The sequence below is a fragment of the Starkeya sp. ORNL1 genome, assembly GCF_012971745.1.
Lineage (GTDB): Bacteria > Pseudomonadota > Alphaproteobacteria > Rhizobiales > Xanthobacteraceae > Ancylobacter.
The window spans coordinates 4104224-4117889 of the sequence record NZ_CP048834.1; the positions used below are offsets into that span (position 1 = coordinate 4104224).

The 13666-nt window shown below is 66.2% G+C and carries 12 protein-coding genes; 2 read left to right on the forward strand and 10 right to left on the reverse strand.

What is annotated here, in order from left to right:
* Nucleotides 1-22 precede the first annotated feature (22 nt).
* From G3545_RS19545 to G3545_RS19560, 4 genes are all read right to left on the reverse strand, one after another.
* Nucleotides 23-949 (reverse strand): alpha/beta fold hydrolase, encoded by a 927-nt coding sequence (locus G3545_RS19545; RefSeq protein ID WP_170014925.1) that lies wholly within the window; start codon nt 947-949, stop codon nt 23-25.
* A 14-nt stretch (nt 950-963) separates the two neighbouring features.
* Nucleotides 964-2058, reverse strand: a complete 1095-nt coding sequence (locus G3545_RS19550) for an ABC transporter ATP-binding protein (protein ID WP_170014926.1) — start codon at nt 2056-2058, stop codon at nt 964-966.
* The gene (locus tag G3545_RS19555; protein ID WP_170014927.1) at nt 2058-3797 is read right to left on the reverse strand and encodes an iron ABC transporter permease; all 1740 of its coding nucleotides are present in this window, start codon (nt 3795-3797) and stop codon (nt 2058-2060) included. Before G3545_RS19555 ends, G3545_RS19550 begins: the two co-directional genes overlap by 1 nt.
* 68 nt (nt 3798-3865) lie before the next feature.
* A complete protein-coding gene (locus G3545_RS19560) occupies nt 3866-4720 on the reverse strand; it encodes a fumarylacetoacetate hydrolase family protein (RefSeq protein WP_170014928.1) in 855 nt (284 codons plus the stop codon).
* A 170-nt stretch (nt 4721-4890) separates the two neighbouring features.
* Here G3545_RS19560 and G3545_RS19565 point away from each other — a divergent pair, with 170 nt between their 5' ends.
* Together G3545_RS19565 and G3545_RS19570 are read left to right on the forward strand one after the other, a co-directional pair.
* Nucleotides 4891-5574 carry a FadR/GntR family transcriptional regulator gene (locus tag G3545_RS19565; protein ID WP_170014929.1) on the forward strand — a complete coding sequence of 228 codons (684 nt, stop codon included), beginning with the start codon at nt 4891-4893 and terminating at the stop codon, nt 5572-5574.
* 91 nt (nt 5575-5665) lie between these two features.
* The gene (locus tag G3545_RS19570) at nt 5666-6745 is read left to right on the forward strand and encodes an SAM-dependent methyltransferase (protein WP_170014930.1); all 1080 of its coding nucleotides are present in this window, start codon (nt 5666-5668) and stop codon (nt 6743-6745) included.
* Nucleotides 6746-6754: 9 nt separating this feature from the next.
* On the opposite strand, the gene G3545_RS19575 is transcribed toward G3545_RS19570, so the two are convergent.
* The 6 genes from G3545_RS19575 to G3545_RS19600 form a co-directional block, all read right to left on the reverse strand.
* Complete coding sequence (locus G3545_RS19575) at nt 6755-8191, reverse strand: DHA2 family efflux MFS transporter permease subunit (protein WP_170014931.1); 1437 nt, start codon at nt 8189-8191, stop codon at nt 6755-6757.
* 201 nt (nt 8192-8392) lie between these two features.
* A complete protein-coding gene (locus G3545_RS19580) occupies nt 8393-9181 on the reverse strand; it encodes a creatininase (protein WP_170014932.1) in 789 nt (262 codons plus the stop codon).
* Nucleotides 9182-9192: 11 nt separating this feature from the next.
* Nucleotides 9193-10710, reverse strand: a complete 1518-nt coding sequence (locus G3545_RS19585; protein ID WP_170014933.1) for an amidohydrolase — start codon at nt 10708-10710, stop codon at nt 9193-9195.
* A gap of 50 nt (nt 10711-10760) precedes the next feature.
* Complete coding sequence (locus G3545_RS19590; protein ID WP_246702483.1) at nt 10761-11843, reverse strand: ABC transporter ATP-binding protein; 1083 nt, start codon at nt 11841-11843, stop codon at nt 10761-10763.
* A gap of 5 nt (nt 11844-11848) precedes the next feature.
* The gene (locus G3545_RS19595) at nt 11849-12652 is read right to left on the reverse strand and encodes an ABC transporter permease (protein WP_170014935.1); all 804 of its coding nucleotides are present in this window, start codon (nt 12650-12652) and stop codon (nt 11849-11851) included.
* On the reverse strand, nt 12649-13551 hold the full coding sequence (locus tag G3545_RS19600) for an ABC transporter permease (RefSeq protein ID WP_246702484.1): 903 nt from the start codon (nt 13549-13551) through the stop codon (nt 12649-12651). The genes G3545_RS19595 and G3545_RS19600 overlap by 4 nt, the downstream gene beginning before the upstream one ends.
* Nucleotides 13552-13666: the final 115 nt, after the last annotated feature.

The following is a 13666-nucleotide window of genomic DNA, read 5'->3' on the forward strand; positions in this document are numbered from 1 at the left end:
TTGTTGTGGCGTCGTAATGGCGTCAGCCGCGATAGATGGGTTCCGGCTGGGTGAAGAAAGCATGCAGGATGTGATAGACCAGCATGTAGTTCTTCTGCTGGAACGAGGCGTGCGAGATGCCCGGCATCACCGCGAACTGCTTGTCGGAATTGGGCAGCTTCTTGTAGAACTCGATGAGATCATCGAAGCCGGCAATGCCGTCATATTCGCCGCGCATGACAATGGTCGGCACGGTGATCTTGGCGGGGTCGATCAGCGGCAGCCGCGTGCACATGTCGATATAGGTGCCGTTCGGCATGGAATCGTCGAGCGAGGTGATGGCGTCGGCGAAGGCGTCGATCACCTTGTCTTCCGCGGTGCCCGGATGGTCGCGGTTGAAGATGGAATAGACGAAGGCCTTGTCGATCGGCCGGCGCTCGCCCTCGCGGAAATCCGGGAGCTTCTTGCGGCGATTGTCCAGCGTGTGGCTGCCCTCGCCGGTCCATACGAAGGCATCGAGCGCGAGGCGCTTCACACGATCGGGATGCATCTCGGTGAAGGCCGCGGCGCGCAGCGCGCCGGAGGAGATGCCATAGACGTGGAACGGCCCGCAGTCGCGGGTCTTGAGGATGTAGTCGGTGGCGGCGGAGAGATCCTCGGCGCCTTCCGCGATGGTGGCGCGGGTGCCGGGGCGCTTGTCGGAGCGGCCATAGCCGCGGAAGTCGAGCGTCCAGGTCTCGAAGCCCTGGTCGACGAAATAGTCCATCGCCGAGGAATAGGGCCGGCCGGGAACCTGGAGATCGAAGGTCGGCTGCGAGGCCATGGAGGAGCCGTGGACGAACAGCACGGTGCCGGCCGGTGCCTTGCCGTCGGCCGGCGCCTTCTGGAAGAGGAACAGGTCGGAATCGCCGTTCTTGGTCCAGTGTTCCTGGCCGACAGCGGCGGGCTTCAGCGCGCTTGCGCTCTGCATGGTCTTCTCCGTTCCTAATGCTTGGTGGCGGGCGCGGCTTCGGTGCGCGGGAAGACGCTGCACTCGGCCGCATCGATGATGAGATGGACCTCGTCGCCGGGCGCGAACTGCTCGACCGGGTGGGTCTGGGCGCGCAGCACCGCGCCCGACTTCAGCTGCACCCAATATTCGATGATGTTGCCGAGATAGGTCTTCTCGGTGATGGTTCCGGCCAGCCGGGCTTCGGCGCTCGCCGTGCGGAACAGCCGGACATTCTCCGGCCGCACCGCGACATCGACCGGCGCGCCGGCGGCAAGGCCGAGGGCGCGCGGCGAGCGCATCTCGACGCCGTCGATGTCGACGATATCGCCACCGCGGGCGGTGCCTGGCACGAAATTCACGATGCCCATGAAGTCGGCGACGATCTTGTTGGCCGGCCGGCGATAGACATCATCGGGCGTGCCGTATTGCTGCAGCTTGCCGCCATGCATGACGGCGATCTGGTCGGACAGCGCCAGCGCCTCGGCCTGGTCGTGGGTGACATAGACGAAGGTGATGCCGGTGCGGCGCTGCAGCTGCTTCAGCTCGACCCGCATGCGCTCGCGCAGCTTGGCGTCGAGATTGGAGAGCGGCTCGTCGAGCAGCAGGATCTCCGGCTCGACCACGAGCGAGCGGGCGAGCGCGACGCGCTGCTGCTGGCCGCCGGAAAGCTCGCCCGGGAAGCGGCCCTCGAGGCCAGCGAGATTGACCTGCGCAAGGGCCTCCTCGACGCGGCGCTTGGCTTCGGCCGATGCGATCTTGCGCAGCTTGAGGCCGAACACGACGTTCTCGAACACCGTCTTGTGCGGCCACACTGCATAGTTCTGGAACACCATGCCCATGCCGCGGCGGTCCGGCGGGGCGACGCCCTCGGCGGAGGACACCACGCGATCGCCGACCCGGATGGTGCCGGTGTCGGGCGTCATGTAGCCGGCGATCAGGCGCAGCGTCGTGGTCTTGCCGCAGCCCGACGGGCCGAGCAGCGTGACGAACTGGTTGTCCTTGATGTCGAGATCGAGGCCGCTCACCGCGGCGCCGCTATCCTTGCCGGCATAGGATTTCGATAGGCCGGAAATGCGGATGCTTGCCATCAGCCCATAACTCCAGTGCGCGAATTCTCGCCGGTCTTGAGACCGATGCGGCTACCCCCGAACTTGCGGGCGATGCTGATGGCCACGGCGATGATGATCATGTTGACGATGGCGAGCGCGGCGACGGGCTCGGTGTAGCCCGTCTCGTAGAGGTTGTAGACCGCGACCGCGAGGGTGATGGATTTGGAGCTGAACAGCAGGATGGAGGCGCTCAGTTCCTGGATGACCGGCACGAATACCAGCAGCCAGCCGGCGAACAGGCCGGGGCGGATCAGCGGCAGCGTGATCTCGCGCATGGTGTGGCCCCAGGAGGCGCCGAGGATCTGCGCCGCCTCCTCCAGCGAGGGGTCGATCTGGCGCAGCGAGGAGTTCGCGGCGCGCACGCCGAGCGGCACATAGCGGCCGACATAAGCGAGCAGCAGGATGGCGAAGGTACCGTAGAGCGCGATCGGCATGGTCAGCCAGAACTGCAGCAGCGCTACCGCCATCACGATGCCCGGCAGGCCGAGCGGGATCAGCGCGGCATAGTCCAGCAGCTTGCGGCCGGGTAGGCGCGTGCGCAGGTCGATCCAGCTGATGATGGCCCCCAACAGCGCGCAGAAGGTGGCGGCGATGGTTGCCAGCACCAGGCTGTTGAAGATGGCGCGGCGGGTGACGTCGTAGTCGATCAGCACGAAGCGGTAGTTGGCGAGCGTGAGGTTCTGCCAGAAATTCAGGCCCCACGACTTCGAGAACGACACCGCGATCAGCGTGCCATAGGGCAGCAGGATGGCGACGATGAAGGTGACGACGCAGAGCGCGAACAGCAGCCAGCGCCATGGCCCGAGATCGATCAGTTGCGGGCGGGCGCCCTTGCCGGCGAGCGTCACATAAGAGCGACGGGCGAGGAAGGCGCGCTGCAGATAGAGCGCGACCACGGTGATGGCGACGAACAGCAGCGACAACGCCGAGGCCAGCCCGTACTGCGGAGGATAATCGAACAGCGAATAGATGCGGGTCGGCAGCGTCACGATGCGGCCGGGCAGGCCGATAATGGCCTGCGAGCCGAACAGCGCGATGGCGTTGACGAAGGCGAGCAGCGCGCCCGACAGGATGGCCGGGGCCACCAGCGGCGCGGTGATGGTGAGCGCGGTGCGCAGCTTGCTGGCGCCGAGGATTTGCGCGGCTTCCTCGTAGGAGGCGTCGACCGATTGCAGCGCGCTCGATGCCAGCAGGTACACGAAGGGAAACGTATGCAGCACGGTGACGAAGACCAGGCCGCTCATGGTGAAGATGTTGAAGCCGACCTCCGGCAGACCCATCACGTCGCGAAAGAAGACGTTCACGATGCCGGCGTTCGGGCTGAACAGGTTCACGAAGGCGATCGCCGTGAGGAAGGGCGGCGAGAGATAGGACAGCGTCGAGGTGAACTGAATCAACGCCTTGCCGGGCACGTTGGTGCGGCTGACCGCCCAGGCCAGCGGGACGCCGATGGCGATGCTGAGCAGGCCGGTCCAGGCGCCGAGGACAAGCGAATTGCCGAGCGCGCGCAGATAGGAGCGCCCGCTCACCGCCTCGGCGAAATACTCGAGGGTGAGGCCACCATCCTTCCACACGCTCGCCACCAGCAGCGAGGCGACGGGGAGGACGACCAGCACCACCAGCGCCAATATGGCGCCGCCGATGACGAGATTCTCGAGTTTCAGCCAGGCAGGCAATGCGGGGGTGCGAGACGGGACCGCGACGGTGGAGACAGCCATTTTTCCTCCAAGGGCCGGCGCATGTTCCCTGCGCTTCGGCCGATCGATGCTCGACGAGGGTCGTTAGCTCAGGCGAACGGGTTCGTGAGCGTGCCGAGCCCGGTGATCGACATGGTCACGGTATCACCCGCCTTGAGGAATTTGGGGGGATTGAAACCGAGTCCGACGCCGGCCGGAGTGCCGGTGGCGATCAGGTCACCCGGCTCCAGCGTGGTGCCGGCGGAAATGGTCTCGATCAGGCCGGGAATGTCGAAGATCAGGTCGCTTGTGTTGGCGTCCTGGCGCAGTTCGCCATTCACCCAGGTCTGCACCTGGACGTTCGAGCCGTCGACCTCGTCGGCGGTGGTAATCCACGGGCCCATCGGGCAGAAGGTGTCGAGCGCCTTGCCGAGGAACCACTGGCGGTGGTTCTTCTGACGGTCGCGCGCGGTCACGTCATTGATGATGGTGTAGCCCCAGATGTGGCTCAGCGCATCGGCGCGCTTGATATCGCGGCCGCCGCGGCCGATCACGATGGTCAGCTCGACCTCGTAGTCGACCGCATTGGTCACGGTCGGATGGGTTTCGACCGTGGCGCCCGGGCCGACCACGCAGGTGGCGGGCTTGGTGAATACGGCCGGATAATCGTCGACATCCTTCACCGCGCCGGCCTCATAGCCGCTCTTGGCGAATTCCCTGGCATGGTCGCGATAATTCTTGCCGACGCAGAAGATGTTGCGGCGCGGGCGGGGGATCGGCGCCAGCAGCGTGACTTCGTCCAGCGCCACGCCGCTGCCATTCATGTGGATCGCCGGCTTGATCTCGTCATAGCGGGCGATGAGGTCGACCATGTCCGCGGCATCCACGGGGTGGATGCGCCCGGCCTCGGCATCAACCAGCCCGACCCGCTCATGCCCGCCGTGCGTGTAGGTGGCGAATTTCATGTGTTGCCCTTGTCGCTCTTGGCCTTGATTGGTACACCAATTCAGCCCACTTAAAACCGATTGGTTGATCGCTTGTCAATCGCGGTTTTGCTATAAATGCTGAGGCTTGAGTGAATTGACGGGGAGATTCGCTTGGCATACAGAATGCCAATCGGGGGCCGAGGAATGGTATGGACAGGGAATTGGTTGACCGCCGGCCGACGCTGCTGGTCCAGGACTTCCTGGACCAGGCGATACGGTCAGGCACATATGGTCCGGGCTCCAAGCTGCCGACCGAGCGCGCGCTTTCCGAGCGGCTGAGGGTGCCGCGCTCGGCGGTGCGCGACGTGCTGTCCGTGTTCGAGGCGCAGCAGAAGGTGGTGCGCATCATGGGCAGCGGCACCTATGTCGCCGAGACGCTGCCCGCCTCTGCTGCCGTCGGTCCCGCGCTTTCCGACGCCAGCCCGACCGAGATCATGGCGGCGCGCCTCATCGTCGAGCCGCGCCTCGCCCAGCTCGTCGCCATGAATGCCAACGCCGCCGATTTCGAACGCATGGAGGAGTGCAACCGGCGCGCCGAAGCCGCGGAGGATTTCGAGGGCTTCGAGAAGTGGGACGCGGCGCTGCACCAGGCGATCGCCGAGGCGACCCACAACCGGCTGATCATCGACATCTACGCCACCATCACCGCGGCGCGCGACCATGCCGAGTGGGGCGATCTCAAGCGCATGAGCATCACCAAGGAGCGCCGCGACCACTATCGCCAGGAGCACCGCGAAATCGTCGCCGCACTGCGCGCCCGCGATGCGAAGCAGGCCGAGGCGGCGCTGACGCGGCACCTCAACCGGGTGAAGGCGAATTTGCTGGGGGAGTGAGGCTGGCCTTTGAGCCGCGAGGCCTCTTGCACGCGGGGCGTGTTATGGCTGATGTGTCGCGACATCATCGCAGCGAGGCGGGGGCATCGCCATGGCAAGCACAGCTGTTCCGGCCGCTCCGGCCCCGATGGAAGGGCACGGCGCCTATAATCGCAGCTCCGGCGTCCAGGCGGCGGGCTCTTCGCCAGCACTGCCGCTGATCGAGGAAGCGGCACGGCGCGTCGCGCTGGCGGAGGCGCCCGAGCCGATCGTCATTGCCGATTACGGCTCGTCGGAAGGGCGCAATTCGCTGGCGCCGATCGGCGCCACGATCAAGGCGTTGCGCGCGCGGGTCGGCCTGGAGCGGACCGTCTCGGTTGTCCATACCGATCTGCCGAGCAATGATTTCAGCGTGCTGTTCCAGACGCTGGAGACCGATCCGGCCAGCTATCTGCGGGGCGATCCCTCAAGCTTCGCCTCGGCCGTCGGCCGCTCCTTCTATGGGCAGATCCTGCCGGCCTCATCCGTCACGCTCGGCTGGAGCTCATGGGCGGTGCAGTGGCTGAGCCGCACGCCCTGTCCGATTCCCGACCAGGTGCAGGTCGCCTATAGCCGGGACGAGCGGGCATATGCCGCCTTCACGCGCCAGGCTGCGGCGGATTGGGAGACGTTCCTGCGCCACCGCGCGAGCGAGCTGCGCGCCGGCGGGCGATTGGTGGTGCTGACCATGGCGCTGACCGACGCCGGCGACTTCGGCTACCGGCCGGTGCTGAAGGCGATGTATGCGAGCCTGCTGGCGCTGGTCAGCGAAGGCCTCGTGCGGCCGGAGGAAGCCCGGCGCATGGCGATACCGACCGTCGGCCGCACGCGAGCGCAATTCCTGGCGCCCTTCGCCGCCACCGGCGGATTTGCCGGCCTTGAAGTCGAGCATGCCGAGGTGTTCCTCGGCGAGGATTCGATCTGGCACGATTTCCAGCGCGACGGCGATGCGGCCTCCTACGGCGCGCGCTGGGCGGCCTTCTCGCGCGCGTCCGTGCTGCCGACGCTGGCGCTTGGCCTGGAGGGCGGCAGCGCCGATCCGCGCCACGCTGATTTCGTTGCGCGGCTGGAAGCCGGCATGGCGCAGCGGCTGGCGGCGAAGCCGGAGGCGATGGTGATCCCGCTGGCGGCGCTGGTCCTCGCCAAGGCGTAAGGCGGCCCGTTATTTCTTCCGATAGCCGCTGATATGCACGCCGTCTTCCGGCCGCAGCAGCAGGAAGCCGGGGATGGCGAGCAGCGGCAGGATCGCCATGATCAGGAACACCTCGTGGAAATGGCCGGGCGTCAATGCCTCGCCGTGCCAGCTGACGATGCTCAGCAGCATGGCGCTCAGCGACACGCCGAAGCTGACGGTGAGCTGCTGCAGGATGCCTCCCAAGCTGGTCGCCCGGCTGAGCTTCTCGTCCGGCGTATCGGCATAGGCCAGCGTGTTCGAGGTCATGAACTGCACGGTCCGGGTCACGCCGAACACCAGCACATAGAGCACGATCAGCCAGTAGGGTGTGGCCGGACCGATGAGGGAGCCTGCCGCCATCATGGCCGAGGCCGCCAGTGCGCTGCCGATCAGCACATTGCCGAAGCCGAAGGCGCGCAGCAGCCGTGACAGCAGCGGACGGATGAAGATGGCGCCGACGCTGCCCACGAAGGTCAGCAAGCCCGAGGCGACCGGGCTGAGACCAAGGCCGATCTGCAGCATCAAAGGCAGCAGATAGGGCATGCCGTTGATGGCGATGCGGCAGAAGCCGCCGGCCAGCGTGCCCACGGCGAAGGATCGCTGCCGGAACAGCGTCAGGTCGACCACGGGTTCGGCGACGCCGCGGGCATAATAGCGGAAGCCGAGGAGCAGCAGCACCGCCGCCACCATCAAGGCGGCATTGGCCGGAGCCGAGACCAGCGGGTGGCTGACATTCTCCATGCCGAACTGCAGCAGCACGACGCCGGTGGCGACCAGGAAGAAGCCGCCAAAGTCGAATTTGTGGCTGGTGTCGTCGCGCACGTCGTCGAGATAGCGCAGCGCCAACACGATGCCGATGATCCCGAACGGCACATTGGCGTAGAAGATCCAGCGCCAGGAAATATAGGTGGTAAGGAAGCCGCCGAGCAGCGGCCCGGCCACCGGCCCGATGACGGCCGGCAGCGACATGTACATCATCGCCGTCATCAGCTCGCTGCGCGGGAAGCTGCGCAGCAGGATAAGCCGCCCGACCGGCGTCATCATCGCCCCGCCGAGGCCCTGCACGATGCGCATCGCCACCAGCATGCCGAAGCTGTCGGCCATGCCGCAAAGCACCGAGCCGGTGGTGAAGATGAGCAGCGCGGCGATGAAGACGCGGCGAGCGCCGAAGCGGTCGGCGAACCAGCCGCTCACCGGAATGAAGGCGGCGACGGTGAGCACATAGGCGGTCACCGCCACGTTCAGCCGCACCGGAGTGGTGCCGAGGCTGCGGGCCATGTCGGGGATGGCGGTGGTGATGATCGTCGAATCCAGCTGTTCCATCAGGAACGCCATGGCGACGATGACCGGGATGAGGATGCGCAGACGTGGATCGCGCTGGGTCGCGAAGCTCGGCTCTTCTGGGGCACTCTCCGGCGGATGCATGAGGCGCGGTCTATGACCGCCGAGCCGCCGCCGCAAGTGTTTTCGATGCCGATTTTAGAGTCTTATCAATGAAGTGAGCCAGCGGCGGGCGCGTGCGTGCTTCGAGGCCGGCGCGATGCGCCGGCACCTCAGCATGACGTGGTTTGCTTATCGAGAGCCACGTCATCCTGAGGTGCGAACGCAGTGAGCCTCGAAGGATGCTCAAGCTTCTGTCGGCTTCCCGAATACCTTCGCCAGGCTGGCCGCGATGTCCGGCACCACCTGCTCGATCACGATCGCGCCCTTCTCCGCACTCGCCGGCTTGGCGGACGACAGCACGCCGTCTGGCGGGATCGGCGTGGTGTCGAAGGGGTAGACGTCGTAGGGCGGGAAGCTCGCCGCCGGGTGGTCGGGGATCTTGTCCACCCGCACCAAATCGGGCCGCAGATGGAGCATCACCGAGGTCTCCATCACCGCGGCATGCTCCAGCTCCCAGCTCGGCATGCCCTCCGGGAACAGTGCCGCCTCGGTCGCCTTGGTGATGAACTCCCAATAGCCGAGCTTGACGATCTTGAGGTCGTGCACACCCTCCGCGCGCTGGTCGCGCAGCGCGAGGTCGGCGGCTTCGACCAGGAACCACTGGTTCTCCATATGGCCGTCGAACAGCACCACCTTGCGCACGCCATGGCGCGCCAGCTCATTGATGATGTTGCGCACGAGCGAGATGAACACGCTGGCGTCGAGGCTGAGCGTGCCGGGGAAGTGGTTGCCGCCGCCGGATTTCGGCTGCGACTTGTAGCCATAGGTCACCGGCGGCGCGACGAGGCCGCCGAGCTTTGCGGCCACCGCCTCGGCCACCGCGACCGGCAGGATCACGTCGGTGAACAGCGGCAGATGCGGGCCGTGCTGCTCGACCGAGCCGGTCGGCAGGAAGACGATCGGATCGTCCTTCACTCGTGCGGCGAAGTCGTACCAGGTGAGGTCGGCGATGCGGACGGAAGACTGGGGCATGTCAATCACTCTCACGCCGGCCACATGTCGGAGTTGCCGATCAGGCGATGCACGCCGAGATCCTGGCTGTTGCAGCGGCGATGGATGGCGTCGAAATAGGGTTCGAAGGCACGGTTCCTGGCCTCGACGCCGGAGTGATAGGCGTTGAACTCCGGCATCAACGCGCGCAATTCGGCGAGCAGCGCGGCCTCGTCGATCTTTGTCAGCTTGCCGTCCGCCACGACGATCTCGCCATTCACCATCACCTTTTCGATCGACGAGCCGTTCTCGCAATAGACGAGGTGGTTGAGGATGTCGTTGCGTGGCGTGAAGCTCACCGTGTCGAGATTGAGGATCAGCAAGTCCGCCTTCTTGCCGGCCTCCAGCGAGCCGGTCTCATGGCCGATCATCGCGCTCTTCGCGCCGGCCAGCGTGCAGGCGTGCAGCACCTCGGCGGCGCTGAGCCATTGCTTGTAGTCCGGCGTCGTCACCTTGTGGATCAGGCCGCAGGCATGCATCACGTCGAACATGCGCGGCGTGTCGTTGGAGCAGATGCCGTCCGAGCCGAGCGCGACGTTTACACCCGCCTCCAGAAGCTTGCGCACCGGCGCAACGCCGGCTCCCAGCTTCTGGTTGGAGATGGTGTTGTGGACGATGGAGACACCGGCCTCGCCCATCAGCGCGATGTCGTCCTCAGTCACCCAGATCGAGTGGGCGATGGTGACGCCGGGATGCATCAGGCCGAGATCGGCCATGTAGCGCATCAGCGTCTTGCCATAGAGCGCCGGCCCGGTGACGCCCTGCACCTTGGTCTCGACGATGTGGGTGTGGAACGGCACTTGCCATTCGAGTGCCAACTCGTTGGCCGCCTGCATCAGCTCCGGCGTGCAGCGCTGCGGCGCCGAGGGTGCCAGCATGAAGCGGATGCGGCCCGAGCGGCCATGGAAGGCGGCATAAGCCTCCTTGGCGAAGGCGATGTATTCGGCCGTGGTCGGCGGGACGAGCTTGGCCACCTCGGCCTGGAGCTCAGCCGGCACGTGCTCGCGCGAATAGGGGATGGAATCGAGGAAATCGCGATCCATCACATGGCCGGAGACGGTGGCGCGGATGCCGGCATCGTCATAGGCGGCGACCGCCGCGCCAAGCTGACCAAGGGTCTGCCGCGGCGCCTCGAATATATCGTCGGTGAGGCAGGTGACGCCGGTCTTCAGCGACTCGATGGCGACCACCATGGAGCGCAGATAGATCATGCGCTCGCTGAGCGCCTTGGCGCCGAGGATCGGATAGGAATAAAGCATCCAGATCTCGAGCGGCATGTTGTCGTAGCGCCCCTTGTAGAGCGCTTCGCCGGAATGCAGATGGGCGTTGATCAGGCCCGGCATCACCAGCTTGCCTGTGCCGTCGATGATCTCCGCGCCCTCCGGAACCGGCAGGCCGGTGCCGATGGCCTTGATGCGCTCGCCCTCGACATGCACGTCGCCGACGAAGGGTACCGACCCCTGCGCGCCGCCCATGGCGAGCACGGTGGCGCCGCGAATGAAGATCGACATCGGATTCACTCCATGATTTCCGGCAAGTTCAGGCGGGAAGGAAAAAGCAATCACCCCGGCAGGAAGAAGCCTAGGCTGGGCGACCAGCGGGCGACGACCGGCTGGCCGACGCTGAGCGGGGTGTTCTCGATGTCGTGCAGCGGGCGCTGCACGCGCAATTCACCGCCGCCGTCGGTCTCCAGGAACACGGTGACGGTGGAGCCGACGAATTCGAGCGTGGCGATGCGCCCGGCGACCTCGTTACCGGTGCCGTTGCGGACTTCCGCCAGCTCGATGCGGTCGGCGGCGACGACCAGCGTGGCCGCCTCGCCGCTGGCGATGGTGCGGCCCTCGGGCAGTGGCGCGCGCACCGTGCCGAACGCGCCGGCCAGTTCGATCGCTTCGCCGTCCACCCTGGCGGTGCCGGAGAGGATATTGTTGCCGCCGACGAATTCGGCGACGAAGCGGTTGGCGGCGCGGCGATAGATCTCCTGCGGCCTGCCGATCTGCTGCACCCGGCCCTCATTCATGATGACGACGCGGTCGGCCATGGCGAAGGCCTCGGAATGGCTGTGCGTCACGCAGATGAAGGTGATGCCGAGCTCGCGATGGAGGCGCACCAGCTCCGCCTGCATGCGCACCCGCAAATGCGGGTCGAGCGCGCTGAGCGGCTCGTCGAGCAGCAGCATTTCGGGTTCGAGCGCCAGCGCCCGAGCCAAGGCGACGCGCTGGCGCTGGCCGCCGGACAGTTGGTCGACGCCGCGCTCGGCGAAGGCGGAAATGCCGAGCCGCTCCAGCCATTCGTCGGACTTCTTGCGGCGCTCGGGCGCGGGCAGGCCGCGCTGCTTCAGGCCGAACTCGACATTCTTGCGCACCGACAGGAACGGGAAGAGCGCGTAGCTCTGCCACACCAGCGGCGCGTCGCGCTCCCACGGCGCGTCCTCGTTCAGCCGCCGGCCCCACAGCCGGATCTCGCCGGAGGTCGGCTGGTCGAGCCCGGCGATCATGCGCAGCGTCGTGGTCTTGCCGCAGCCGGAAGGACCCATCAGCGCGATGAACTCGCCCTTCTCGATGACGAAGGACACCTCGGCCACCGCGACGTGGTTGTCATAGTGCTTGGCGACACGGTCGATCTCGATCATGGGAGCGGCCATGGGTCTCATCCTTCCTTGGCTGTGCGCCCGAGGCGGCGGCCGATCAGCATTTGCGCCAGCACGACGAGGGTGATGCTGACGCCGAACACCACGGCGCCGATGGCGTTGATGCGCGGGCTCACCTGGCCCTGCAGCATGGCGAGCACGCGCACCGGGAGCGTTTCGTTGAGGCCGGAGACGAACCAGGCGATCATGAATTCGTCGAACGACACCGCCGCGGTGAGGAACAGGCTCGCGAGGATCGCCGGCAGGCAAAACGGCACGATCACGCCGAACATCGTCGCCCAGGGCGTGGCGCCGAGATTCCAGGCGGCGCGCTCGATGTCAGGGTCGAGATCGGCGAGGCGCATCCGCACCAGCGCCATGGCGAACGGCGCGCTCAGGACGACATGGCCGACAATGATTCCGGTTATCGTCCCCGACAGGCCGACGCGGCCCTCGAAGGTGAGCATGGCGACGCCGAGGATCACCACCGGCACGGTCGGCGGCAGCGCGACCAGCGCGAGATAGGCCGACTTGCCGATGAAGCGGTAGCGGTAGTCGACATAGGCGGCGGCGAAGCCGAGGAAGGTGGCGATCAGTGCGGTGGCGCCGGCCACGGTCAGGCTGTTCATCAGGCCGCGCTTGATGGTGTCGTCGGCGAAGATCGCCTCGTACCATTGCAGGCTGAAGCCGCCCCAGGGCAGGCTGGGGAAGCGGTCGGCGTTGAACGAGAACACGATGGTCGAGACGATCGGGGCGAAGATGAAGCCGAACACCAGGATGGTATAGGCGACCAGCATGCCTCGGCGGAGCACGGCGCCGCTCATCGCTTCGCCCCCCGCTTGCCGTAAGCGAGGCCGAGCATGACCAGCATCACCGTCATCAGCGTCACGATCATCGTCACCGCGACCACCGAGGCACGCGGCCAGTTATTGCCGGACTTCACCTGGTCGGCGATGAGGATGCTCAGCGTCGGCGGCTTCGAGCCGCCGAGATAGACCGGGGCGACATAGTCGCCGAATGCCAGCACGAAGGCGAAGGTGCCGGCGACGATCAGCCCGATCCGGGCCGAGGGGATGATGACGGTGAGGATGGTGCGCAGCCGGCCGCAGCCGAGATTGTGCGCCGCCTCGATGAGGATGCGCGGCACGTTGGAGAGCGCGAAGGTCTGCAGCAGTACTACCAGCGGCAGCACCAGCACCATGTAGCCGACTATCGTTCCGGTCGCGGTGTTCAGCACCTGGAGCGGGCCGAGGCCGAGCGGGGTCAGCACGGTATTGATGATGCCCTGCGGGCTGAAGAAGATCTGCGTCGAGTAGATGCGGACCGGGTAGGAGGTGAAGAACGGCACCACCAGCATGAAGATCATGAAGCGCCGCGTCGCGGGGCTCACCTTGTAGGCGAGTGTATAGGCCGCGGGGAAGGCGATCAGGCTGGCGAGCACCGCGGTCAAAGCGGAGAGCCAGAAAGTGTAGACATAGGCGCTGCGGAAGAAGCCGGCATTGAGGATGAAGATCCAGTTGGCCAGCGTGGAATCCGGCGCCAGCCGGAAGTTCTTCACCGACCAGAAGGTCATCGCCACCAGGAAGCCGAGCGGCACCAGGAAGAAGGCCAGCTGCCAGATGAGCGGCGGCGCGCCCCAGAACACGGCGAAGCGCGCGCCGGTGGCGCGGCGTGTGCCCGGCGGCGTCGATGGAGCGGACACGGCGTCCGTAGGCGACGTCACTGATATGAACCCTGCTTGAAGCGTCCGGTGGAAGCGGCGGGCGGCACACGGCCGCCTGCGTTCTTAGTGTGCGGCCCCGTACTTCCCTCTCCCCATTGGGGAGAGGTGGCCCGCG